17 protein-coding genes and 1 pseudogene are annotated in these 24,307 nt (G+C 70.0%); 8 read left to right on the forward strand and 10 right to left on the reverse strand.

Features of this window, described 5'->3' with window-relative positions:
- Together ACFWDI_RS28690 and ACFWDI_RS28695 are read left to right on the forward strand one after the other, a co-directional pair.
- Positions 1–1,279, forward strand: a pseudogene (locus ACFWDI_RS28690) (serine protease); the annotation flags it as partial.
- A 41-nt stretch (positions 1,280–1,320) separates the two neighbouring features.
- Complete coding sequence (locus ACFWDI_RS28695; RefSeq protein WP_385308196.1) at positions 1,321–2,265, forward strand: bifunctional riboflavin kinase/FAD synthetase; 945 nt, start codon at positions 1,321–1,323, stop codon at positions 2,263–2,265.
- A 51-nt stretch (positions 2,266–2,316) separates the two neighbouring features.
- Here ACFWDI_RS28695 and ACFWDI_RS28700 read toward each other — a convergent pair whose 3' ends face one another.
- From ACFWDI_RS28700 to eccE, 8 genes are all read right to left on the reverse strand, one after another.
- Entirely contained in the window at positions 2,317–3,294 is a 978-nt protein-coding gene (locus tag ACFWDI_RS28700; protein WP_385308199.1) for an ABC transporter ATP-binding protein, read from the reverse strand.
- Between the two features lie 89 nt (positions 3,295–3,383).
- Positions 3,384–4,418, reverse strand: a complete 1,035-nt coding sequence (locus ACFWDI_RS28705; RefSeq protein ID WP_385308202.1) for an ABC transporter ATP-binding protein — start codon at positions 4,416–4,418, stop codon at positions 3,384–3,386.
- Entirely contained in the window at positions 4,364–5,284 is a 921-nt protein-coding gene (locus ACFWDI_RS28710) for an ABC transporter permease (RefSeq protein WP_385308205.1), read from the reverse strand. The genes ACFWDI_RS28705 and ACFWDI_RS28710 overlap by 55 nt, the downstream gene beginning before the upstream one ends.
- A complete protein-coding gene (locus tag ACFWDI_RS28715) occupies positions 5,281–6,330 on the reverse strand; it encodes an ABC transporter permease (RefSeq protein ID WP_362687426.1) in 1,050 nt (349 codons plus the stop codon). Before ACFWDI_RS28715 ends, ACFWDI_RS28710 begins: the two co-directional genes overlap by 4 nt.
- Positions 6,331–6,333: 3 nt before the next feature.
- On the reverse strand, positions 6,334–8,145 hold the full coding sequence (locus tag ACFWDI_RS28720; protein WP_385308208.1) for an ABC transporter substrate-binding protein: 1,812 nt from the start codon (positions 8,143–8,145) through the stop codon (positions 6,334–6,336).
- Between the two features lie 170 nt (positions 8,146–8,315).
- Positions 8,316–11,420, reverse strand: coding sequence for an SCO5717 family growth-regulating ATPase (locus tag ACFWDI_RS28725; RefSeq protein WP_385308210.1), 3,105 nt, complete (start codon positions 11,418–11,420; stop codon positions 8,316–8,318).
- A gap of 285 nt (positions 11,421–11,705) precedes the next feature.
- Positions 11,706–12,425 (reverse strand): hypothetical protein, encoded by a 720-nt coding sequence (locus ACFWDI_RS28730; RefSeq protein ID WP_362687417.1) that lies wholly within the window; start codon positions 12,423–12,425, stop codon positions 11,706–11,708.
- Positions 12,425–13,720, reverse strand: coding sequence for a type VII secretion protein EccE (gene eccE / locus ACFWDI_RS28735; protein WP_385308213.1), 1,296 nt, complete (start codon positions 13,718–13,720; stop codon positions 12,425–12,427). The genes ACFWDI_RS28730 and eccE overlap by 1 nt, the downstream gene beginning before the upstream one ends.
- A gap of 223 nt (positions 13,721–13,943) precedes the next feature.
- Between eccE and eccB the strand changes: the two genes are divergently transcribed.
- From eccB to ACFWDI_RS28755, 4 genes are all read left to right on the forward strand, one after another.
- On the forward strand, positions 13,944–15,485 hold the full coding sequence (gene eccB / locus ACFWDI_RS28740; RefSeq protein ID WP_385308215.1) for a type VII secretion protein EccB: 1,542 nt from the start codon (positions 13,944–13,946) through the stop codon (positions 15,483–15,485).
- Positions 15,486–15,498: 13 nt separating this feature from the next.
- The gene (gene mycP / locus ACFWDI_RS28745) at positions 15,499–16,746 is read left to right on the forward strand and encodes a type VII secretion-associated serine protease mycosin (RefSeq protein WP_385308216.1); all 1,248 of its coding nucleotides are present in this window, start codon (positions 15,499–15,501) and stop codon (positions 16,744–16,746) included.
- 146 nt (positions 16,747–16,892) lie between these two features.
- Positions 16,893–17,234: a WXG100 family type VII secretion target gene (locus tag ACFWDI_RS28750; RefSeq protein WP_385308218.1), complete on the forward strand. Its 342-nt coding sequence runs from the start codon at positions 16,893–16,895 to the stop codon at positions 17,232–17,234.
- A 41-nt stretch (positions 17,235–17,275) separates the two neighbouring features.
- Positions 17,276–17,569, forward strand: coding sequence for a WXG100 family type VII secretion target (locus tag ACFWDI_RS28755; RefSeq protein ID WP_385308221.1), 294 nt, complete (start codon positions 17,276–17,278; stop codon positions 17,567–17,569).
- A 70-nt stretch (positions 17,570–17,639) separates the two neighbouring features.
- On the opposite strand, the gene ACFWDI_RS28760 is transcribed toward ACFWDI_RS28755, so the two are convergent.
- Positions 17,640–17,885 (reverse strand): DUF397 domain-containing protein, encoded by a 246-nt coding sequence (locus tag ACFWDI_RS28760; RefSeq protein WP_362687401.1) that lies wholly within the window; start codon positions 17,883–17,885, stop codon positions 17,640–17,642.
- Between the two features lie 109 nt (positions 17,886–17,994).
- The gene (eccCa, locus tag ACFWDI_RS28765; protein WP_385308224.1) at positions 17,995–21,948 is read right to left on the reverse strand and encodes a type VII secretion protein EccCa; all 3,954 of its coding nucleotides are present in this window, start codon (positions 21,946–21,948) and stop codon (positions 17,995–17,997) included.
- Between the two features lie 194 nt (positions 21,949–22,142).
- Here eccCa and eccD point away from each other — a divergent pair, with 194 nt between their 5' ends.
- Both eccD and rpsO read left to right on the forward strand, forming a co-directional pair.
- Positions 22,143–23,618, forward strand: a complete 1,476-nt coding sequence (eccD, locus tag ACFWDI_RS28770; RefSeq protein ID WP_385308226.1) for a type VII secretion integral membrane protein EccD — start codon at positions 22,143–22,145, stop codon at positions 23,616–23,618.
- A gap of 213 nt (positions 23,619–23,831) precedes the next feature.
- Complete coding sequence (gene rpsO / locus ACFWDI_RS28775; RefSeq protein ID WP_093600212.1) at positions 23,832–24,122, forward strand: 30S ribosomal protein S15; 291 nt, start codon at positions 23,832–23,834, stop codon at positions 24,120–24,122.
- The last annotated feature ends 185 nt before the right edge of the window (positions 24,123–24,307 follow it).

Here is a 24,307-nt window from a genome sequence, read left to right on the forward strand (position 1 = left end):
CCCCGGTGGTGGCCCGGCGGGCGGGCACGTCCCCGGCTGCCTGTGGGCGCCGGGTTCCGCGGCCGAAGCAGGCGCGCAGAAGCTCGACGACGCTCAGTGGTGGGGTGGCCATCTTCTTGGGGAGGTCCTGTTGCGGGTGCCCGATGCCGGGACGTATCTCCCCACTCTGCGGCTGCTCGCCGAGCGGATCACCCAGCGTTCCGTACGCGAAGGCGGTCCCCAACACCTCGGTTCACTTGGCGAGTTCGGGCCCTGGTTCTGGGAGCGCTTGCGGGTGACCGAGGAGGAGCGGATCGATTTGTTGCGGCGGCTGGTGCCCGCCGACGGAGTGCCCGGGGGCCGGACCGGGCGCCGTTACCTCGATGCCGTCGCCGCGCGGCTCACCGCGGACCCCGGCGTCGTACAGCCGCTGCTGTGCCGCTGGTTCACCGACGGGACACCGCTGCCCTCGGGCCCGAACGCCGGCATACGGCCCACTGTCGCCGTCGCCGCGCAGGCGCTGCTGTATGCCTGCCGGAGCCTCGCACCCGACGACCTCGCCGAGGCTCTCGTCGCCACCGCCCACCCGCGCGCCGACGAGCTCCTCGCCGTGCTCGCGGAAGAGGAGCCGTCCGTCCTGTGCCGGGCCCTCGACCGCTGGGCCCACGACCCGCGGCCCGAGCGCCGCGCCGCGGCCGCCGCGTACGGACTGGCCACCGCTCCTCGTCCCTGATCCGGGAACCCGCGCCAGGTATCTCGACAAGGCACTCGCGGCATTCCACGGCGGCGACCCCGGGCTGCCCGCGAGCGCGCTCGCAGCCGCGCTCACCACCCACCCCGAACCCGCCCTCGCGGAGGTCAGCACTCCGGCTCTCGCCCGACGTGCCGCCGCGCCGGTCGGTGAGTACATCGACCACCGGCCCGACGGCGCGGCACAGGCCGCCGCGTACGTCGAGCGACGCCTCGAGCAGGGCCCGGCCGCCCGCGCCGTACTGTTCCCGCTGTTCACCGGCCTGCTGCGCGGAGCGTTCGCGCCGGTACTCGTCGCGTCCGGCAGCCCCGCCTCGCGGTTGCTGCGGGCAGAGCTCCTCGACGTACCGCTGGAGGAGTACGAGCGCGCGCACCCGCGAGCTTGAGCACCGCACCAGGCTGCTCCTCGTCCGTCCCCCCGAGGGCGAGACCTGCTACGACCGGCGGCTGGTCGAGCCGCCCCGCGAGGTCCCCGTCGGTCGAGCGGCTCGGCAGTCCGGTGCCGATGCGAACCGAAAGCGACGGGCATGGCAGTCTTAGACCTGCGTAATCGGCAATCACGTACACAGGTTCGGGCGAGGAGCGGTCACAGTGCAGCGCTGGCGTGGCTTGGAGGACATCCCCCAGGACTGGGGACGCAGCGTCGTCACCATCGGCTCCTACGACGGCGTGCACCGTGGGCACCAGCTGATCATCGGGCGGGCAGTGGAGCGGGCGCGCGAGCTCGGAGTGCAGTCGGTCGTCGTCACCTTCGACCCGCACCCGAGCGAGGTCGTACGGCCCGGCAGCCACCCGCCGCTGCTCGCACCGCACCACCGGCGGGCGGAGCTGATGGCGGAGCTCGGCGTCGACGCGGTGCTGATCCTCCCCTTCACCACCGAGTTCTCGAAGCTGTCGCCGGCCGACTTCATCGTGAAGGTGCTGGTCGACAAGCTCCACGCGCGCGCGGTCATCGAGGGGCCGAACTTCCGCTTCGGCCACAAGGCGGCCGGGAATGTCGCGTACCTGGCCGAGCTCGGCGCGACGTACGACTACGAGGTCGAGGTCGTCGACCTGTTTGTGAGCGGCGAGGCCGGCGGCGGCGAGCCGTTCTCCTCGACCCTGACGCGCCGCCTCGTCGCGGAAGGCGACGTCGAGGGCGCCGCCGAGATCCTCGGCCGCCCGCACCGCGTCGAGGGCGTGGTGGTGCGCGGCGCGCAGCGCGGCCGCGAGCTGGGCTACCCGACGGCGAATGTGGAGACGCTGCCGCATACGGCGATCCCGGCGGACGGGGTGTACGCGGGGTGGCTGACCGCGGACGGCGAGCGGATGCCGGCGGCGATCTCGGTGGGCACGAACCCGCAGTTCGACGGCACGGAACGAACGGTGGAGGCGTACGCCATCGACCGCGTGGGTCTTGATCTGTACGGGCTGCATGTGGCGGTGGACTTCCTGGCGTATGTGCGGGGCCAGGAGAAGTTCGACTCGATCGAGGCGCTGCTCGAGGCGATCGCCGATGACGTGAAGCGCTGCCGCGAGATCATCGGCGTCGCCTGAGGACTCCTGTCCGGTGATCCTGGGCCCTGACCCCGGACCACCGGACAGTTTCTAGTCCCGCCCGGCCCAGTGACAGGCCACCTGGGCGCCCGCGGCACTCGCCAGTACGGGAAGGTCCCTCGTACGGCAGCTGTCCGCGACCCCTGCCCGCTCCGCCTCGCCCGACGCCAGCACCTGGCAGCGCGCGTGGAAACGGCAGCCGGGCGGGATCCGGGACGGGTCCGGCGGCTCGCCCGTCAGCACCACGGGCGCACCGTCCGATTCCGGCAGTACCGACAGCAGGGCCTGTGTGTACGGGTGTTGAGGGTTCGTCAGTACGTCCTCGACCGAGCCCGACTCCACGATCCGGCCCAGGTACATCACCGCGACCCGGTCCGCGATGTTCCACGCGAGGCCCAGGTCATGGGTCACCACCAGTGCGGACAGACCCAGGTCGTCCCGCAGGCGCAGCAGCAGCGCCAGGATCTCGCCGCGTACGGACGCGTCCAGTGAGGCCACCGGCTCGTCGGCGACGATCAGCTCGGGCTGCAGAACCAGCGCGCCCGCGATGACGACGCGCTGGCGCTGGCCGCCGGAGAGCTCGTGCGGGTATCGCAGGAAGAAGCGCTCGGGAGGCCGAAGCCCGGCCCGGGAGAGCGCCTCTGCGACGGCCTCGCGCTCGTCCCCGGCGTACCCGTGGATCCGCAGGCCCTCGGCCACCGCGTCGTACACGGTGTGCCGTGGGTTGAGGGAGCCGCTCGGATCCTGGAGCACCAGCTGGACGCGCTTGCGGTAGGTCTTGAGCGCGCGTGAGCCGTAGTCGAGCGGCTTGCCGCCGAAGGTGACCCGCCCCGACGTGGGCGGTACCAGGCCGAGCAGCGAGCGGGCCAGCGTCGTCTTGCCGCAGCCGGACTCGCCGACCAGCGCGACGATCTCGCCCGCGCCGATGTCCAGGTCGACGCCGTCGACGGCACGGGCGGAAGGACCGCCGCGCCGCCCGGGAAACGTGACGTTCAGACCGGTGGCCGAGAGCAAGGGAGTGGTGATCACGGCTGGCTCCTGACGGCGCTGCGGGTCGGGCGAGTTCGGTAGCTCGGGCGAGTTCGGCAGGACGGGCGGCTTCGGTGGCTCGGGCGATGTCACAGCCGCTCCTCCGCTCCCGCCGCGGCGCCCACGCGCACGCACGCCGCCCGATGCCCGTCCCCCGCCGTGGCCAGCACCTGGTCCCCCTCCGCGCACGCGTCCAGCGCGACCGGGCAGCGCGGGTGGAACGCACAGCCGCCCGGCAGCGCCGACGGGTCCGGCGGATCGCCGGGCAGGCCTCGCGGCGCCCGGCGCGACGCGGGATCGCCGATGCGTGGGAAGGCCGCGGACAGGGCCTGTCCGTACGGATGCTCCGCCGCGCCGTACACCCTCTGCGCCGGGCCCTCCTCCACGACCCGGCCCGCGTACATCACCGCCAGCCGGTCGCAGGTGTCGGCGAGCACCGCCAGATCGTGGCTGATCATCAGCAGGCTGATGTCCTGCTCGGCGACCAGCTGCTCGATCAGCCGCAGGATCTGCGCCTGGATCATCACATCCAGCGCCGTGGTCGGCTCGTCCGCCACGATGAGCTGGGGGTCGCAGGCCAGAGACATGGCGATCATCACGCGCTGGCGCTGGCCGCCGGACAGCTCGTGCGGATACGCGTCAGCCCGCGCGGCGGGCAGGCCCACCTGGTGAAGGAGTTCGGCGACGCGCTTCTTCGCCGCTGCCGGGGTCGCCCTCCGGTGCAGCAGGATCGGCTCGGCGATCTGGTCGCCGATCCGGTGCACCGCGTTGAGCGAGTGCATAGCGCCCTGGAAGACGATCGACGCGCCCGCCCACCGCACGGCCCGAAGCCGCCCCCACTTCATGGTGAGGACGTCCTCCCCGTCGAGCAGGATCTCGCCGGTCAGCCTGGCGGATGCGGGCAGCAGCCGGAGCAGGGCCAGGGCGAGCGTCGACTTGCCGCAGCCCGACTCGCCCGCGATGCCCAGCTTCCGGCCGGCCTCCAGGCTGAGGTCGACGCCGCGTACGGCGGGCACCGCCCGCGCCCCGGAGCCGTACGTCACATGCAGGTTCCTGACCTCGAGCAGGCTCAACGAGCCACCCCCAGCTTCGGGTTGAGCACAGACTCGATCGCGCGCCCGCACAGCGTGAAGGCGAGCGCCACCAGCGCGATGGCGATACCGGGCGGCGCCAGATACCACCAGTGGCCCGACGAGACCGCGCCCGCCTCCCGCGCGTCCTGGAGCATGCCGCCCCAGGAGACGATCGTCGGATCACCGAGGCCGAGGAACGCGAGCGTCGCCTCGGTCAGGATCGCGCTCGAGATACCGAGCGTCGTCTGGGCGAGTACCAGCGGCATCACATTGGGCAGCACATGACGGCTCATGATGTGGCCGTGTCCGCCGCCGAGCGCCCTCGCGCGTTCGATGTACGGGCGTGACTCGACCGCGATGGTCTGTGCGCGCACCAGCCGTGCCGTCGTCGGCCAGCTGGTCACGCCGATCGCGATGACGACCGTCCACACGCTCCGGGACATCACGGTCGCCAGCACGATCGCCAGCACCAGCGTCGGCATCACCAGGAACCAGTCCGTGATCCGCATCAGGACGGTCGAGAACCAGCCGCCGTAGTGACCGGCGATGATGCCGACGAGGGTGCCGATGGCCACCGACAGGGTGGCCGCCAGCAGTCCCACCGTGAGCGAGATCCTCGCTCCCCACACCAGCAGCCCGAGCAGTGAACGCCCGAACTGGTCGGTGCCGAGAGGGAATTCACCGCTCGGTCGCTCCAGCGCCGTCCCCGGCGCGTTCGTCACGCTCTGCACATCGGCGCCGACGAGCAGCGGAGTGGCCAGCGCCGTCAGAGCGATGAGCGCCAGCGCGCCGAGGCCGAGGAGTCCCGTCCGGTGGGTGCGGTACGAGCGCCAGAAACGCGCCACCGAGTCGCGGCGGCGCGCCCAGGAGAGCGAGGACGCGGTCTGTGTGGTCTTGGTGACCGGGGTCGTTGTCATCGGCCCACCCGGGGATCGAGCAGTGGATAGAGCAGGTCGGCGAACAGGTTCATCAGGATCATCGCGCCGGCGAAGACCACGAAGAGGCCCTGGACAAGCGGCAGGTCGGGCACGCTCAGCGCCTGGTAGAAGAGCCCGCCCAGGCCCGGCCAGGAGAAGACCGTCTCGACGAGGATCGAACCGGCCGCCACATGGCCGAGGTTGATGAAGACCATGGTGACGGTGGGCAGCAGAGCGTTCGGGACGGCATGGCGGCGGCGTACGACATCGTCCCGCAGCCCCTTCGCCCGGGCCGTCGTCAGATAGTCGCTGCCCATCTCGTCCAGCAGCGAGGACCGTGTCACCAGCAGCGTCTGGGCGTATCCGACCGCGACCAGGGTGGTGACCGGCAGCACCATGTGGTGCGCGACATCGGTGACGTACGCGAAGCCGGTCCTGTCACCGGACTCCATGCCGCCGGTCGGGAACATTCCGGGGACCGGACCGACGCCCACCGAGAAGGTGATGATCAGCAGCAGGCCGAGCCAGAAGGCCGGCACGGACCACAGTGTCAGCGCCACACCGGTGTTGAGCTTGTCGCCGAGGCTGCCGTGGCGCCACGCGGAGCGGGTGCCGAGCCAGAGCCCGAGCGCCGAGTAGATCATCACGGCGGCGCCGGTGAGCAGGAGCGTCGCGGGCACCTTCTGCGTGATCAGCTCGCCGACGGGCGCGTGGAACTGGTACGACGTACCGAGATCGCCCGTCAGCGCCTTGGCGCAGTAGTCGGTGAACTGCTGCCACATCGGCTGGTCGAGGCCGAACTGGCGGCGCAGGGTTGCCAGTTGCTCGGCGGACGTCGGCATGCCATGGGTCATGGCCTTCACCGGGTCGCCCGGGATGATCCGGAAGAGGAAGAAGCTGGTGACGAGCACGGCGAGCAGCGAGATCGCCGCGCCGCCCAGCTTGCCCGCCACATAGAGGAGATAGGCGCGTACGTTGCCGCTCGCGGCGCGGGCCTCGGGGACCCGCGCCACAGCGGTGGTGCTTGTCGTGCTCGTAGTGCTCATCGACTATTCACGGTCTTCCGCGCTGGAACGGCGGCGCATCATGACGAAGAACCCGAGTCCGGCGGCGAGGACGACAGCCGCGCCGATGCCGATCACGACGCCCTTGGAAGCGCCGCTGTCGGAGCTGCCGTCACCGGCGGCCGGCTCGGCCGACCACCAACTCCAGTAGCCGTCCTGACCCCAGAGATTGCCCGCGGCCTCCGGCATCGTCTTGATGGACTTGATCTGGTCGGTACGGTACGCCTCGACGGCGTTCGGATACGCGAGGACATTCATGTAGCCCGTGTCGTACAGCCGGGATTCCATCTGCTTGACCAGGCCGGTCCGCCTGGCGGCGTCGTACTCCGCGGTCTGCTGCGCGTACAGCCCGTCGAACTGCTTGTCGCAGATGAAGTTGTCGGTCGCGCCGGAGTCCTTGGGCGTGGCCGGCAGCGCGGAACAGGTGTGGATGGAGAGGACGAAGTCCGGGTCCGGGTTGACGGACCAGCCGTCGAAGGCCAGGTCGTAGTCGCCCTTGATCCACGGGTCGGATACATTGTCGAGACAGTCGACCTTGAGCCCGACGCCGAGCTCGCCCCACCACTCCTGCAGATACTTGCCGATCGCCTTGTCGTTGGGGTCGGTGGCGTGGCAGAGGATACGGAAGTCGAGCGCCTTGCCGTCCTTGCCGACGCGCTTGCCGCTGCCGTTCTTCTTGTAACCGGCCTGGTCGAGGAGCGTGGCAGCCTTCGCCGGGTCGTACGCGATCTTCTGGCTCGCGTCCGGCTTCCAGAAGTACGACTCGAAGCGCGGCGGGATATAGCCCTCGCCCTCCACGGCGTGCCCCTGGAAGACCTTGTCGACGATGGTCTTGCGGTCGGTGGCGTGGAAGAGGGCCTTGCGGACGGACGGGTCGAGCAGCGCCGTATGGCCGCTGCCGAAGGACTTGCCGTCCTTCGACCTGGCGCCCGGGTTGGTGGCCAGGGCGAAGAAGCGGCGGCCCGGCGCGTCGTTGACCTTGATGTTGTCGGCGCTCTTGAGGGCGGTGGCCTGGGCGGGCGTGAGGCCCTGGACGAAGGAGACCTCGCCCTTCTGCAGCGCGGCGACCGCCGCGTCACCGTCCTTGTAGTACTTGAATACCAGCTCGTCGAACTTGGGCGTCCCACGCCAGAAGTCCTTGTTGGGCTTGAGCTTGACGAACTGGTCGACCTTGAAGTCGGTGACGATGAACGGGCCGTTGCCGACGATGGGGAACTTCTTGTCGTTGTTGAACTTCGAGAAGTCGCCGACCTTCTCCCAGACATGCTTGGGCACGATCGGGACGTCGAGCGCCGCCATGGTGGCCTGCGGCTTCTTCAGCTCGATGACCAGTGTTTCGGGGTCCGGCGCGGTGACCTTCTTGAAGTTGGCCGTGAAGCTGCCATTGGCGGTGGCCGCGTTCTCGTCCGTCATCATCTTGTTGAAGGTCCAGGCGGCGTCCTCGGCGGTGGCCTGCTTCCCGTCGGACCACTTGGAGTTCTTGCGGATGGTGTACGTCCACGTCAGCTTGTCCGGGGACGGCTTCCACGCGGTGGCGAGGCCGGGGATCGGGTGGGCGTCCTTGACGTCGTAATTCGTCAGGTACTCGTAGGCCAGTCGGTGGATGGTGGTGCTGACCAACTTCTGCGCCAGGAACGGGCTCAGGGAGTCCACGCTCTGCGAGACGGCGACGGTGAGGACTTTCTTGCCTCCGTCGTCGGCGGCTTGGGCCGAGGGGGTTGCCGAGCCGGCCACCAACAGGGTGGCGGCGCCGGAGGCCAGAAGCAGTCGGATGCGGGGTGGAACCTTTGTGGCCATGGGACGGGAACCTCGCGTCATCAGTCGCTCGGAGAAGGTGAAGCGAAGGTTTATCAGCGGTGGCGAGTCGCGTCAACGATCCGTCAAACACCGTGTGGGCTGCGGGAATGCAATGAGGGCCCGCACCGTGGAGACGGTGCGGGCCCTCATTGGTTTAGACCTCTGTCGCGCTACTGCTGAGGGGCTGGCGGTGCCTGTGGAGGCTGCTGCTGCGGCCATCCGGCGGGCGGTACGGGCCCCTGCAGATCCGGTTGTCCCGGACCACCCGGCTGGCCCTGCGGTCCGGGCTGGACCGGCTGGCCGGGCTGTCCGTGGACAGGTGCGGGCGGACTCAAGGGGGACTGCGCCTGGGCTGGCAGCGACTGCTGCCAGCCCTGCGGGGGATAGGGCTGCTGACCCTGCGGCGGCTGCTGGCCACCGTACGGCGGCTGCGGCTGACCCTGCGGGTACGGCTGCTGCGGCGGGTACGGCTGTCCGGGCATCGGCTGCCCCGGCGCCTGCTGGTGGCCCGGCATCGGCGGGGCCAGGTGCGGCGGCGGGTTGCCGTCCGCGGTCCACAACCCCTGCTGCTGCTGAGCGCGTACGAAGTCCTCGGCGATCAGCGCGGACAGGTTGAAGTACGCCTCACGGGTCTTGGGGCGCATCATGTCGAGGTCGACCTCGGCGCCGGCCGAGAGGTGCTCGTCGAAGGGCACCACGATCACACCGCGGCAGCGCGTCTGGAAGTGCTGAACGATGTCATCGACCTTGATCATCTTTCCGGTCTCGCGGACCCCGGAGATGACCGTGAGGGAACGCTGCACCAGCTCGGCGTACCCATGGGCGGAAAGCCAGTCCAGTGTCGTCGACGCACTGCTCGCACCGTCCACGGACGGCGTCGAGATGATGATCAACTGGTCGGCAAGATCCAGCACTCCGCGCATCGCGCTGTAGAGCAGACCGGTACCGGAGTCGGTCAGGATGATCGGGTACTGCTTGCCCAGTACGTCGATCGCGCGCCGGTAGTCCTCGTCGTTGAACGTCGTCGAGACCGCCGGGTCCACGTCGTTGGCGATGATCTCCAGGCCCGAGGGCGCCTGCGAGGTGAACCGGCGGATGTCCATGTACGAGTTGAGGTACGGGATCGCCTGGACCAGGTCACGGATGGTGGCCCCGGTCTCGCGCCGCACCCGGCGGCCGAGCGTGCCGGCGTCCGGGTTGGCGTCGATCGCCAGGATCTTGTCCTGCCGCTCGGTGGCCAGGGTCGAGCCGAGCGCGGTCGTCGTCGTGGTCTTGCCGACGCCGCCCTTGAGGCTGATGACCGCGATCCGGTAGCAGGACAGCACCGGTGTACGGATGAGGTCGAGCTTGCGCTGCCGCTCCGCCTCCTCCTTCTTTCCGCCGAGCTTGAAGCGGGCGGCGCTGGAGGGATTGCGGCTGCTCTTGGCCTTCTGCTTGCCCCGGACCAGGCGGTCGGAGGAGAGCTCGACGGCGGCGGTGTAACCGAGCGGGGCGCCGGGCACGGAACGCTCGCGCTGGTCGTGCGTGACCGGCGTGGGCCAGGCGGCACCGGTCCGCGGGTCGGTGGGCCCGGCCTGCGGGGGAGCCTGTGGCTGGCCCTGCTGCGCGGGCAGATAGGGCGTGGCGGGTGCGGGCAGGTTCGGCGTCTGCGGCGGTACGGGCGCGTGTGCTGCGGGCTGGCCGGGCTGTCCTGGCTGCGGGAATCCGTAGCCGTGCGGGGCGGGCTGTCCCGGCACCGGCTGTCCGGGCTGGGGGAAGCCGTAGCCGCCGTGCGGGGCCTGTGCATTGGGGCCGGGGACGGCCGGGGGGAGCGGCGCGGCGGGCGCGGGCGACGGCGGAACGGGCTGGCCCTGCTGCGCGGCGTGAGGGGGTGTGGCGGGCGCGGGCAGGTTCGGCGTCTGCGGCGGTACGGGCGTGTGTGCTGCGGGCTGGCCCGGCTGTCCTTGCTGCGGGAATCCGTAGCCGTGCGGGGCGGGCTGTCCCGGCACCGGCTGTCCGGGCTGCGGGAAGCCGTAACCGCCGTGCGGGTTCTGCGCGTCGGGGCCCGGGACGGCCGGGGGCAGCGGCGCGGCGGGCGCGGGCTGACCGGGCCGGCCCTGCTGCGGGAACCCGTAACCGCCCTGCTGCTCAGGAACAAAGGGAACGGGCGGGGCCGCCGGGGCGGGTGTCTGCCACGCGGGCGCGGCCTGAGGACCGTTCTGCGCCGGCAGCTGAGCCTGCGGCGGGGCGGACTGGTCGTTTGTCTGCGCGGATACCGGCCACTGCGGCGCGGACGTCGGTGCGGCCGGCTGGAAGGCGGGCGGCAGCGGCGGCAGTCCGGTGCTCTGTGCCGGGGGCGTCGGGGACCACGGCTGAACCGGTGCGGGCGCGGGCGGAGCGTCCTGGGGTACGGAGTCGGCCGGGGCGGCGTCCTGGGGTACCGAGTTGGCCGGCTCCTCGGCCGGAACCTCCGCGTCCGCCGGTACCTCCGCGTCCGCCGGTACTTCCACGTCCGCCGGGGTGGCCTCGTCACGGGGCTCGGCGTCGTCGCCGTCGGAGTCCTGCGGCTCGTCGACGACCGAGTCCGCGGTGGCATCCGCGGAGGCGGCCTCGGGCGCGTCGGCTTCGGCGGCACCGGCCGGAGCCTCGCCCTGGGGTTCGGCTTCGGCCTCGGCGGAATCGTCCGCTGCGCCCTCCGAACCAGTGCCGGAGACAGGGCCGGAACCCTCGTCGGAACCGATACCGGAGCCGGACTCCTCCGTCTCCTTGGCCGCGGCCCGCTCCTCCATCTCGCGCTTCAGCGCGGCCGGGGAGAACCGCATGGTCGCCCCGCTCTCGATATCGCCGCCACCGAAAGGCTGCGGCGCGGGCTCGGCGGCCGCCTGAGCAGCCGGAACCGGAGCCGGAGCCGGCGGCACAGCAGCGGGCGTGGGCGCAGGGGCAGGAGCCGGTGCAGGAGTCGGCACCGGGGCAGGAGCCGGCACCGGGGCAGGAGCCGGCACGGGTGCCTGAACCTGTGCCGGAGGCGGCGTCGGCGCCCAGCTCGGCTCGAAGCCACTGCCCGCGGGCAGCCCCGGCACCGCCACCGGCGGACCGTTGGGCGGCGCAGGAGGAGGCGTGAGCCCCTGCTGGCCCGCACCCCCGCCCGATGTATCGCCCGACGCGTTCTGCGTGTACCAGGCCGGCGGGGTGTAGTCGATGGTGAACTCACCCGTCATCTCGGCGGGCTCCGCGTCGGACTGATCATCGACGGGAATGTTCCAGCCCCCGTGGATCTCGTCCCGATCGCCGTTCACTTTGCCTCCTGGTGTGGTCGAGCACCCTTGTGCCGTGGTGGGTGGGGGCGACCTGTTCGTCCGATCGGCCCGGCTCTCCCCCTGTAGGACGCGGCCAACATGCCCGCAGGTTCTTCTGCCGCGCCCTGTCCCACCCTAATCGTCAACAACCTCGGTACGGCAGGCCCGACCACGCGTCGGCGACTGTCCCGTACGTCACGCGCTGCCCCCAAGTGAACCGAGTGCGGCAGAGCGTAAGAAGTCGATAGGTCAAAATGGTACAACTGCGTACGGACTGATGGCCGCTCAGTCCATCCGGCGAGCGCTGCCCAACAATCCGGTCTCGGCGTCCGTGGCCTGCGTCATGACGAACTGCCGGTCCCGCGCAGTGCACCAGAGCGTGACGCCGTCCGCAAGAGTGGACAGCGCCTCAGTCTCGGGCCGCGGGAGATGCATGATGCGCCCGATCTGCGCGGCCTCGTCCGGCGAGACGCGCTGTATCCCGACCAGACCCGACTTCTCCATCAGCCGCGGTGCCACCGGGCTCAGATACGGCAGTAGCGTCACCACCGACTGCCAGGGACCCGAGACCACCCGCCCGCGCGGCGGCCGCATCCCGCAGTCCCGTACCACCACGACCGGACTGCCGGCCGAAGCGCCCTGCGGCGGCACCCGTCCCACATCGTGCAGCGATATGCACTGCTGTCCGCCGCCCGCCGCCTGGGCCAGCGTCGTCCAGGCGTGCGCCCGGCCCGTCTCCACGGTGACCCGCGCACCCGTCGCGGCCGCCCGCAGCGCGAGCACCTGCGCCGTCCACAGGCCGCCGATCAGCGTGACGTCGTACGCCGTGGGGCGGTTGATGCCCAGCACCGCGGGCTTGCTCTCGGCATCGACGCCGACGACCACTCCGTCGTCGCCGACCGGCAGCGCCAGCGAGGACAGTTGGTCCATCGAGAGCGCATGCCGGTCCCGGCGCGGTCCGATCAGTCCGAAGCCGATACGAGGCTTGGCGGCAGGCACAGACATCAGCGGGCTCCCCCGAGCGGCAGTGTGGCGAGCATGCCGGGCAGCTGCTCACGGTCGAGCCGCACCAGCCCGGTCTTGACCCCGCGAGCGGCGCGCTCCAGTTCATGGCGCGCGGCGACCAGTTCCTCGTCGCTGCGCCCCGTGATGCGGACATGCCCGCTGACCGTCACGCCCTGTCGGTCGCCGTGCCCCAGCGTGAGGCTGAAAGTGGTGGCCAGCGCGGGGATGGAGGTGAGCAGGGCGACGAGCTGCGGCATCGGGGCCCCGCCGCCGCCCAGTTGGGGCCAGCGGCTCACCCAGTACGTGGTGTGGCGGCGGTCGTCGACGCGCCAGGTGCGCGAGGTCTCCTGGGTGCGCGACGCGGGTGTCTCCGCCCGGCTCGCTTGTGCGATGGCCATCGGGCTGGCGCAGGAGGAGGTGGCGATGGCCGCCGTCAGTTCTTCCTCGGTCAGCACGGTGGCCCGGAATCCGGCGCCGGTCAGTCGGCTCGCCAGCTGGTCGGCGGTCCGCACGAGGCACTTCTGCGCGCCATCGAGGCCGCCGCCGCGCGCCGCCACCGCTTCCGGGCAGAGTTCGGGGTCGAGCTTCAGCGCGATCCAGGTGATCCGTATCGCGGGTGACCCGGTCTGCGCCTGCAGCGGTGCGTAGTTGCGCGCGGCGACCGACTGCTGCGGCAGATGCGGTGCGGGCGCGGGCTGGGTGTGCTGGACGATCTGTGCCGACTCCAGCCGGATGCCGTCGACGTCGAGCACATCGCGCAGCAGAGCCATCGGCAGCGGCCTGGCGGTTCGGTCCGGCCGCAGGGCCGTGGCGTCCGACTCGACCTGCAGCACGGCCGTCAGGAAGGTCCCGTCGCCGATCATGCCCACCGGTCGCCGGTCGCGGTCGCTGTAGGTGTACGTCCGCAGGGCGGGGTCGCACTCGACGGCGGGCGCGAGCCCCGGTTCCGTATCGGGCGGGAGGACCAGCGATGCGGCCCTGCGCCTGCGCGCGCGGAGGGCGAAGACGGTGGCGAGCCACTCGGGCATCGAGCGCCGGTGCCTGCGCAGCAGGGCCAGCAGCACCAGCAGCGCGGCGACCACAAAAGCGGGAACCAGCATCAGCGGATCGATCACCCAGGCCACAAGGAGCAGCGCCGCGGCGATCTCGATCAGTACGAGCTGTTGCAGTCGGAACGAACCGAAGTGTCCTGGTCGTGCCCTGAGTCGGGGTGCCGCCGGTCCCTGGGACGGTGCGGTGGGCCGTACCGAGGCCTGCCCGTGGGGTGCCGGCCGCACCCGCGTCGCGGAAGCCATTAGTCCGCCACCCCCCAGTTCATTAGGCCCCAATTCATCCCGATCACCCCTGTCCGGCCCTGCGCAGCAAGGCTCCTGGCGGCTGGATCACCCTACCCGCCCCACAACCACCGTCGATCAACAGGCATAGTAGGGGGCCGGTCCGACAACGAGGGCCCGGGGACCGTGCTCATCACAAGGTCCCCGCGGGGAGAATCAGTGCCTTCTTTACCGATGGGGACTCATGGCATCACGGCGGGATGAGCTCAACGCGTACACCTTTGCGAAGAAGCGCACGGTGGCGGCATTCCTCCAACCGTCCACCACGGGTACGGAGGAGGGGGCACCGCGCCCGATGCGCGCCGTCGTCCCCAGCATCATCGTCGGTGCGCTGGTCGTGGCGGGATTCGGCGCCTTCGGCATGTTCAAGCCCGTGGCTCCCAAGGACTGGGCCCAGCCCGGCACCAAGGTGATCGTCGGCAAGGACTCCACCACGCGCTATGTCGTGCTCGCCACCGGCAAGGGCAAGAATCAGAAGGTCCTCCTCCACCCCGTTCTGAACCTCGCGTCCGCCCGACTGCTGCTCACCCCCCAGCAGTTCAAGGTGATCCAGGTCAGCGACGACATCCTGGACTCGGGCAAACCCCCGCGCGGCCCGATTCTCGGCATTCCGTACGCACCCGACCGACTGCCGTCCGCCAAGGAGGCCGCCGAGTCCAAGCGCTGGGCGGTCTGCGAGCAGCCCGGCGGCGGTAAGGGCGGCACCGTGCAGAAGGCGACCTTCGTCCTGGGCGACCGCGATCTGAAGCGGACCGAGGGCGAGCAGCGCCTCAGCGGTGGCCAAGTCCTGTACGTCAAGGGCCAGAACGGGCTGCGCTACCTCGTGGACGCCGGCGGCACCAAGTACCTGGTGCGCGGCAGCCAGAGCGATGCCGGGTTCCTCACCCGCGCCCTGGTCGGCAGCAAGGAGCCGCAGTCCGTCACCGACGACTGGCTGGCGACGCTGCACGACGGTACCCCGGTCGACTTTCCCGCCATCCCCGGCCAGGTCGGCGCGAGCGCGGGCATCGGCGGCGGGCTGACGACCGAGCAGGACCAGGTCGGCATGGTCCTCCAGGCCCAGACCGGCTCCGGGCCGCAGCACTACGTCGTGCTGCCCGGCAAGGTCCAGCCGGTCTCCGACTTCACCGCCTGGCTGCTCATCAACTCCCCGCTGACCGACAAGCTCAACATGCGCGGCGAGGCGGTCAGCGTCGACGCGGCGTCGTTCGCCCCGGAGAGCGACTTCTTCGGCGCGCAGTACCACTGGCCCTCGCTCAGGTCGAAGCAGGTCAACTCCCGGGGCGGGGACCGCGACACCGTCTGCAGCGTGCTGCGCAAGGTCGACGACAAGGGCCGTACGACCCTGTCCACCTGGGCCGGCTCCGAGTACCCCGCGGAGATAACCGCAGGCGGCACCAGCACTTATGTCACCCCCGGAACCGGCCTTCTCTACACGCAGGTCCAGGGCAAGCAGACCAAGCCCGACGGCTCGCTCTTCCTGGTGACCGACACCGGACTGCGGTATGCCGTCCAGGCGAACGGCGACAGCGACGCGAACCGCTCCGACATCGGCACGGGCGACCAGCAGAAGGAGCAGGACGGCCGCCCAGAGCCCAGCCAGGCGCAGATCCGGCTCGGATACGAGAAAGTCACTCCGACCCTCGTGCCGATCAACTGGTCGGAGTTCCTGTCCAAGGGACCCCGGCTCGACACCAACAGCGCGCGTCAGCCGCAGGGTTCGTAGGGGAGTGCGACCGATGCTGCACCTGCGCAGGAAGACCGCGCTGCTGACCGCCGCGGCGGCGCTGACGGGCCTGTCGGCCGTGTCCCCGGCCGCATACGCCGACGAAGTCCCGCACCAGCTGGGCATCAACGGCAGCGGCGAGTGCACCTTTCCGATGAAGAAGCAGATCGAGGGGATCCCCTGGCCGCTTCAGCGGGTGCTGCTCGACGAGTTGTGGCAGGACACCAAGGGCAAGGGCGTCCGGGTCGCGGTCATCGACACCGGCGTGGACAACGCCAACGTCCAGCTGAAGTCCGCCGTCGACGCCTCCGCGGGCAAGGACCTCCTCAAGCCCGACAAGGACAGCCCGAGCGACGACAAGCGCGGCAAGACCGACGGCACGGTCGACGAGGTCGGCCACGGCACCAAGGTCGCCGGGATCATCGCCGCGCGCCCCCGCAAGGGCACCGGCTTCGTCGGACTGGCGCCCGAGGCCACGATCATCCCCATCCGCCAGAACGACGAGAAGAACAGCGGCAACGACAAGACGATGGCCACGGCGATCGAGCACGCCATCGCCAAGGGCGCCGACGTCATCAACATCTCCCAGGACACGACGAAGCCGCTCTCGCTCGACTCGACCCTCAACAAGGCGATACAGCAGGCGATCCAGAAGAAGATCGTCGTGGTCGCCTCCGCCGGCAACGACGGTATGGACGGCAAGCTGAAGGACACCTACCCCGCCGCGTTCCCGGGCGTTCTCGCCGTCGCCTCCTCCGACCGCAACAACGAACGGGCGGTCTTCTCGCAGGCGGGCGGCTTCGTCGGCATCGCCGCCCCCGGAGTCGACGTCGTCTCCACCGTCCCCGGCAACGGGCAGTGCGTCGACAACGGCACCAGCTTCTCCGCGCCGTACGTCGCCGGTGTCGCGGCGCTGCTCAAGGCCAAGTACCCCGGCTGGACCGTGCCGCAGATCATCGCGCAGATCGAGCAGACCGCCGAGCGCAGCATCAACGGCAAGGACAGCTTCGTCGGTTGGGGTGTGATCGACCCGGTGCGCGCGCTCAGCGGCGACGGCCGCCCGATCGACGCACCGCACGCCGACCCCGGCCCGCCGAAGCCGCCCGCGCCGGAGCCCGCGCATCTCGCGATGACCGAGACCGCTCAGGAACGCAAGGAGCGGTACGCAACCTACGCGTTGGGCATTGGCGTCGTACTGGTGTCAGTGGTCGCGGGGGCGGCAACGGTCATCCGGGACACCCGGCGCAAAAGAGCCCAGTGAGCCAAGTCTCCATACGGGACTTTGCAGTTGGAACTGTCGTATCAAGTGGATAGAGTGGCTGTAGGACTCAGTGAGGACTGTGTCCGTACGGGGGCGGCATCCAATCGGCTTCCGTCTACAGCACCGTCGTAGGAAGAAGGGGCACGATGTCGGGTAGCGGCAAAGACCTGAATGTAACAAGTGGCGATATCACCGGTCTGTCCAAGCAGATCGACAAGTTCCAGACCGAGCTGAACAGCCGGATCAAGTCGCTCAACGGCGTGGTGGACCAGATCCAGACCGGCTGGAAGGGTGCGGCGAGCCAGGAGTACGACCGGGCTCAGAAGGACCTGAACCTGCGTATGCAGAATGTGCAGCGCGACCTGGAGAACCTCCAGAACCTCGTGAAGATGAGCGCCGACGGCTTCGATGCACAGGAGACCGAGCGGATCCAGACCTTCCGCAAGATGGAAGCCTCGCAGGGCAGCAGCGCCATCCTCAGCATCTGAGCAGTCCGGATCCTCGGCAGAATCGCCACTAGGAGTAAAGCATGACGACTGCTGTCAACTACGACACAGTGACCACCGCGGCCAGTGACGTCCGCGGCACCTCGAAGTACCTGAACGACCAGCTCCAGGAGCTGCTGAGGCACGTCAAGACCGTCGCGGACAACTGGGACGGTGACGCCAAGCAGGCCTACATCGAGGTCCAGAGCAACCTGGCCCGGGACATGGACGGCCTGAACGGGGACCTGGCTCAGATCGCGCGTCTGCTTGACCAGTCCGTTGTCGGCTACCAGGACACGGACAAGGGCAATGCCACCCGTTTCCGCATGATGCACTGACGAGCATCGAGCGAACGTCCAAGGGGGGTTGCCCGCGCAGGCCGGGCAACCCCCCTTGCCGTACAAGCTCCTACCTGAGATCGAACTCGCCGTCACGCGCGCCGAGTACGAACGCGCGCCACTCGGCCTCCGTGTACCGCAGCACCGTCTCCGGCTCCAGCGACGAGCGCATCGCGACCGCCCCGCCCGGCAGATGAGCGATCTCGACGCGCTCCTCGTCCTTGCTCGTGCCGGGCGCGCTGAGCCACTCCACACCGGAGATGTCGAGGGCGTACAGCTCTTCCTTCTGGCGTTCCTTCTCGCTTGCGTCAGCCATCGGCGCGGTCCCTCCCAGGTGCGATGAACGAGGTGCGCAACCACACTACTTGGTGCGTCCCGGCAGCCTTGACGGCTGCCGGGACGTGCCGGACGTGTGCCTCGACGGACTACTGATCCGGCAGCCAGCCCACCTGGACCAGCGGTGCGCCCCGCTTGCGGGACACGAAAGTGCCACGTCCCGGCGGCATCGGACGCGCCCGGACATTGCCGAGGATGTCTCCCTCGCCCGGGTCGCCGGAGAGGATGACGCCCTGCGCGCCCAGCTCCTTGATCCGCTGCATGAACGACTCGTACATCGCCCGTGAAGCTCCGGCCGCGCTGCGCGCGATGATGAAGCGGATGCCGACATCACGCGCGAACGGCAGATTGTCCACCAGTACCGACAGCGGATTGCCCGAGTTGGTGGCGACCAGCTCGTAGTCGTCGATGAGGACGAAGAGCTGCGGCCCGGTCCACCAACTGCGGTCGCGCAGCTGCTGCGGTGTGATGTCCGGCTTCGGCGCGCGCTTGCCCATCACCGTGTTGATCGCGTCCATGTGCATTTCCATCGCGGACGTCATCGGCGCGTACTCCAGCAGATGGGAGGCCGGTACGGCCTCCAGCATGGTGCGCCGGTAGTCGCCGACCACGATCCGCGCCTGCTCCGGGGTGTAGCGCTCGGAGATCTGCTTGGCGATCAGCCGCAGCAGCGCCGTCTTCCCGGACTCGCTCTCGCCGAAGATCAGGAAGAACGGGTCGGTCTCGAAGTCGACGAACACCGGCTCCAGGTTCGTCTCGTCGATGCCGATCGCGATGCCGTGCTGCGGATACTCGAAGCCCTTGGGCAGCTGCTCGGCGGGCAGCCGGCGCGGCAGCAGCCGGACGGTCGGCGCCGCAGGCCCCGCCCAGCTCCCCTTGACCGCCTGCACAAAGGCGGCCGTGCCCTCCGACAGATCGCCGGAGCTGCTGATCGAGTCGATACGCGGCAGAGCCGTCATGAAGTGCAGCTTCTCCGGTACCTGGCCACGGCCCGGCACGCCGGCCGGGACGTTCGCCGCGACCTTGCGGTCGAACTCCGAGTCCATGACGTCACCGAGCCGCAGCTCCAGCCGCCCCAGCATCTGGTCCTTCAGCGCCGCACGTACCTCCATGTAGCGGGCGGCGGTGATGATGACATGGATGCCGTAGCCCAGGCCGCGCGCCGTGAGATCGGCGACGACCGGCTCCAGCATCTCGTAGTCGTTCTTGAAGCCGCCCCAGCCGTCGATGACCAGGAAGACATCTCCCCAGGCCTCGCCGGGCAGCTCGCCGGCGGCGCGCCTGCGCCGGTAGGTGGCGATGGAGTCGATGTTGTTGGCGCGGAAGAACTCCTCACGCCGGTTGAGTACGCCCATCACCTCGGCGACCGCACGGCGCACCCGCTCAGGGTCGAGCCGTGAGGCGATACCGCCGACATGCGGCAGGTCGGAGAGCGAGGACAGACCGCCACCGCCGAAGTCGAGCGCGTAGAACTGCACTTCGGCCGGGGTGTGGGTGAGCGCGAACGACGAGATCAGCGTCCGCATCAGCGTCGACTTGCCGGACTGCGGACCGCCGACGACCATCATGTGGCCCGCCGCTCCGGAGAAGTCCCGGTACAGCACCTCGCGGCGCTGCTCGAAGGGCTTGTCGATCAGGCCGAGCGGGACGGTGAGACCGCCCGGACGTGTGTACTCGGTCGCGGTGAGACCGCGGTCCGCGGTCGGCGCCAGACCGGGCAGCAGCTGGTCCAGCGTGGGCGCCTGGTCCAGTGGCGGCAGCCACACCTGGTGGGCGGGCACACCCTGACCCTCCAGCTTGCGCACGATCACATCCAGCACCGTGTCGGCGAGCGCCTCGTCCTCGGCGGCGTTGGCGGCGGCCAACGCGGCGGGATCGGGTGCCGCGTACACCACCGGTACCGGAGTCGCGGTGAAGACCACGGGCCGACGCTCGATGGGCAGCTGGCCCACCGACAGATCCGGACCACTGGTGCGGTACGTACCGGAGACGTACGCCGCCTTGAAGCGGGTCATCTCGTCCGTACCGAACTTCAGATAGCCGGAACCGGGCACCGACGGCAGGTGGTACGCGTCGGGCACACCCAGCGCCGTGCGCGACTCGGCCGCCGAGAAGGTGCGCAGACCGATCCGGTACGAGAGATAGGTGTCGAGGCCGCGCAGTTTGCCCTCCTCCAGGCGCTGCGAGGCCAGCAGCAGATGCACACCCAGCGAACGGCCGATACGGCCGATCTGGATGAACATGTCGATGAAGTCGGGCTTGGCGGTGAGGAGTTCGGAGAACTCGTCGATGACGAGGACGAGCGAGGCCAGCGGCTCCAGCGGGGCTCCCGCCGCGCGCGCCTTCTCGTAGTCGTGGATGTTGGCGTAGTTGCCCGCCGAGCGCAGCAGCTCCTGCCGGCGCTGCAGTTCACCGCGGATCGCGTCACCCATGCGGTCGACCAGCGTGAGGTCGTCCGCCAGGTTGGTGATCACGGCCGCGACATGCGGCATCTGCGACATTCCGGTGAAGGTCGCACCACCCTTGAAGTCCGCGAGGACGAAGTTCAGCGTCTCCGATGTATGTGTGACCGCGAGGCCGAGCACCAGGGTGCGCAGCAGCTCCGACTTACCGGAACCGGTGGCGCCGATGCACAGACCGTGCGGGCCCATGCCCTCCTGCGCGGCCTCCTTGAGGTCCAGCATCACCGGCTGGCCGTCCTCGCCGACACCGATCGGCACCCGCAGCCGCTCGGCGACCGACCGCGGCCGCCAGGTGCGGGCCACGTCTATGGACCCGGCGTCCCCCAGGTTCAGCAGATCGGTGAAGTCCAGGTTGGCGAGCAGCGGTTCGTCGTCGTCGCCACCGCCCATCCGCAGCGGCGCGAGCTGACGGGAGAGCGCCTCGGCGGCCGGCAGCGAAATCCCGTCGGGCACACCCTCGTACGCCACCCGTGAACCGGACTCGAGACGCAGCCGCCCGGGCCGTACGACCACCGAAAGACCGCCGCGCGGCTCGTCCAGATCGCCGGAGACCACCTCGACGATGGTCACGCCCTGCAGACCCTCGGCCGCCGCGAACAGCGAGTCCGGCGGCACCATCCCGCCGTCCAGTACGACGACGATATGCGGCTGGTCCAGGACCGGCTGGTTCTCCCGGCTGAACCGCGGCCGCCCGTCGAGGCGGCTGTGGAGCAGCTGCTCCAGCTCACCGAGGTCGTCGCCGAACAGCCGCTTCGTACCGGCGCCGTCCACCTGGCCGGGCACCTGCGTATGCGGCAGCCACTTCGTCCAGTCCCAGCGCGGGACGGCTCCCGGCGCAGCCACCACCACGACCATCAGGTCCTCGGGGGAGTGCAGCGTCACCAGCTGGGAGACCAGCGCCCGCGCCGTGGACTGCGCCGACTCCGGCTCGCCGGAGACCGTCACGTGGTAGAAGGCGCGGATCGAGACCGCCATCGGCAGCCCGTCCAACGAGCCGTGCACCGCGAGGAACTGCTGCATCGCACCGGCCGAGAGCGGCTCCAGCTCGTCCACCGGCGCGGTGTCCGGCGCTACGAGCGGCGTGGCCAGCTGCTGCGCGCCGAGACCGATGCGCACCTGCCCGAAGTCGTTGTCGCCCACGCGCCGTTCCCAGACCCGCGAGCCCTCGGCCACGACGGACCAGAGCTGCTCGGGGGAGGGGTGCAGATAGAGCTGGGCATCGCGCTGCTTGCGCGCGGTCTTGCGCACCGTACGCCGGGTCTGTGCGAGGTATTTGAGGTAGTCGCGGCGGACATCTGCCATTTGCCCCTGCGTACCCTTGCGGAACCTGACGATCTGGGCGACGACCATCCCGACGGTCGAGACCAGCATCATCACGCCCATGATGCGCATGAACGGAGGCGCCTGCGGCGAGAAGAAGAAGACCACCGAAGAGCCCATGCCGAGGACCGGCAGGATCTGCATCAGCATGCCCTCCTGCTGACCCCGCGGCAGCTCCGGAGGTGCCTCCAGAGCCAGCTCCTCCGTGGGCACTTCAGGCGGCAGCGACCTCGGCGGGCGTTTCACGACGATCTGGCTCACCGGAGCATCAATCCCTCGATACGGACGGAAGACGGACGGGCTGATTCCGCACCGGCGCCCCCGTGACTGCCTTTGCTGCGGACTTCCCTCCGCGCGACGGTGATCCTACTTGCAGGCCCCTGCCCCGTGTCCCGGTAGGGTGTCGCGCGCACCGTGCGCAACCGCGAATCAGGGCGAACCAGGGGGTCCAGACAGTGAGTACGACCGCAGCGACCGGCTTCTGCCGCGTCACCGTCGTGGCGCCGGACAGCCGAATCGATGTTGCCCTCCCGGAGGACATCGCCGTCGCCGACGTCTACCCGGAAATCCTGCGTCTGACCGGCCAGACGCAGTCACCGGGCGCCCCGACCGGCTACCACTTGGTACGCCGCGACGGCACCGTACTCGAGGGCGCCCGCTCGCTCAGCGCCCAACAGGTGCTGGACGGCGAGGTCTTGAGCCTGCGTCCCTTCGCCGAGTCACTGCCGCCCGCCGTCTTCGACGATGTCTCCGACGCCGTCGCCTCCGCGGTCACCCGCGACCGCCATCTGTGGAGCGACGACCTGCTGCGCGGTGCCGGCCTGGTCGGCGGTGTCCTGCTGCTCGTCCTGATGGGCTTCGTGCTCTGGTTCGCCGACCCGGTCCGCCACGACATGCACAGCCTGCCGGGCATCATCGCGGGCGCGGGCGGTCTGCTGCTCACCGCCTTCGCCGGCGTACGGGCCAGGGTGTACTCGGACCGCGCCACCTCCGTCGCTCTCGGACTCGGCGCGCTGCCGCTGCTGCTCATCGCGGGCTCCGGAATCATCGGCCCGGACGCCGGTGCCGGCCCCGGCCGGCTGCAGTTCCTGCTCGGCTGCGTCACCGTGCTGGTCGCCTCGGTCGCCCTGGTCGCGCTCACCCCCAGCGGCGACGCCCCCTTCGTCGCGGCCACCTTCCTGGGAGCCACCGGCACCCTCGCGACGTTCCTGATGATCCTCACCGAGGCCGCCGCCACCGAGACGGCGGCCGTCGTCGCCCCGGTCGCCATCGGCCTCGTCGCCTTCCTGCCCGGCCTCTCCGCCCGCTTCGCCCGGCTGCCCATCGGCTACGCATCCCCGCGCAGCGCGGCCGAGGGCTACGACGACTCCTTCGCCGACCCCAACGAGACGCCCGAGGCCCAGCCCGTCGACGCCGAGCGGATCGCAGCCCAGGCGCGCCGCGGCCACGAGATGCTGCTCGGCCTGGTCGGCGGCTGCGCCGCGGTCGTCGTCGGCTGCGCCGCGGTACTCGGCTTCTCCAACAGCATCTGGGGTCAGTTCCTCGCGCTGGCCGCCGGCCTCGCGATGCTGCTGCGCGCCCGGCTCTTCCGCTACACCTCGCAGGTCGCCTGCACCCTGGTGGCGGGCATCGCCGCGATCGCGCTGCTGGTCCTCGGCCTCTCCCTGAACCCGCCCGTCGACCTGGTCAAGGACCTCCTGATGTACGGGGACCGAGGCGGCCTGGACATCCGTACGATCTGGCTCACCGCTGCCGTCGCCGCCGGCGCGGCCGTGATCACCGCGATCGGCCTGGTCATCCCGAGGAAGGGCCTCTCGCCCTTCTGGGGCCGGCTGCTCGACCTCACCGAGAGTCTGGTGCTGCTCTCGCTGGTCCCGCTCTGCCTCGCCGTACTCGACATCTACAGCGCGGCCCGCTCGCTGACCAGCTAGGAGCATCCGCCGGAGGCGGCGATGGCACTCGCCAGAAGCGCCGCCGCGGGCTGGTACGCTGTGTGACGGCCGTTTGTGTACGCGACCTCCGGAGCTTCTCTGAAACTCTGCGGTCTGCGCTCATCGGACCTTCGCCTCCGAGTCACGGAAGCTCCCCTGAGATCAAGACCAGGGGCACTCGTGGGCGCATCGAACATCAAAGAGGAGTACCGAGTGTCTCTCGACGCCGCTACGAAGAAGCAGATCATGACCGAGTTCGGCACCAAGGAGGGCGACACCGGCTCCCCCGAGGTCCAGGTGGCGATGCTCTCCCGCCGTATCTCGGACCTGACCGAGCACCTCAAGACGCACAAGCACGACCACCACTCCCGCCGTGGTCTGCTGATCCTGGTCGGCCAGCGCCGCCGTCTGCTGCAGTACCTGGCCAAGAAGGACATCCAGCGCTTCCGTGCGCTCGTCGACCGCCTCGGCATCCGCCGTGGTGCGGCCGGCGGCGCCAAGTAAGACGTTGGTGGAGGGAGCGGTTCCCACTCTTAGGGGGCCGCTCCCTTTGCTGTACGTGCGCTACGTACCGGACGCCAATTAGTCTGGATCGCGTAGAGCAAAACTGAACGAGCGAGAAGCCGTCTCCCCGCCGCCGGTCCTCGGTAGTGGCCCCCGGAGAACAACACCCCGGGTGCTTCGATCGA

The sequence above is a fragment of the Streptomyces sp. NPDC060064 genome (assembly GCF_042736455.1).
Classification (GTDB): Bacteria; Actinomycetota; Actinomycetes; order Streptomycetales; family Streptomycetaceae; genus Streptomyces.

Bases quoted from the DNA above. Each gene is read 5' to 3' on its own strand.
- ACFWDI_RS28720 (WP_385308208.1), bottom strand. From the start codon at position 8,145: ATGGCCACAAAGGTTCCACCCCGCATCCGACTGCTTCTGGCCTCCGGC.
- eccE (WP_385308213.1), bottom strand. From the start codon at position 13,720: ATGGCTTCCGCGACGCGGGTGCGGCCGGCACCCCACGGGCAGGCCTCG.
- ACFWDI_RS28750 (WP_385308218.1), top strand. From the start codon at position 16,893: ATGTCGGGTAGCGGCAAAGACCTGAATGTAACAAGTGGCGATATCACC.
- ACFWDI_RS28760 (WP_362687401.1), bottom strand. From the start codon at position 17,885: ATGGCTGACGCAAGCGAGAAGGAACGCCAGAAGGAAGAGCTGTACGCC.
- ACFWDI_RS28730 (WP_362687417.1), bottom strand. From the start codon at position 12,425: ATGTCTGTGCCTGCCGCCAAGCCTCGTATCGGCTTCGGACTGATCGGA.
- ACFWDI_RS28715 (WP_362687426.1), bottom strand. From the start codon at position 6,330: ATGAGCACTACGAGCACGACAAGCACCACCGCTGTGGCGCGGGTCCCC.
- eccB (WP_385308215.1), top strand. From the start codon at position 13,944: ATGGCATCACGGCGGGATGAGCTCAACGCGTACACCTTTGCGAAGAAG.
- mycP (WP_385308216.1), top strand. From the start codon at position 15,499: ATGCTGCACCTGCGCAGGAAGACCGCGCTGCTGACCGCCGCGGCGGCG.
- ACFWDI_RS28755 (WP_385308221.1), top strand. From the start codon at position 17,276: ATGACGACTGCTGTCAACTACGACACAGTGACCACCGCGGCCAGTGAC.
- ACFWDI_RS28710 (WP_385308205.1), bottom strand. From the start codon at position 5,284: ATGACAACGACCCCGGTCACCAAGACCACACAGACCGCGTCCTCGCTC.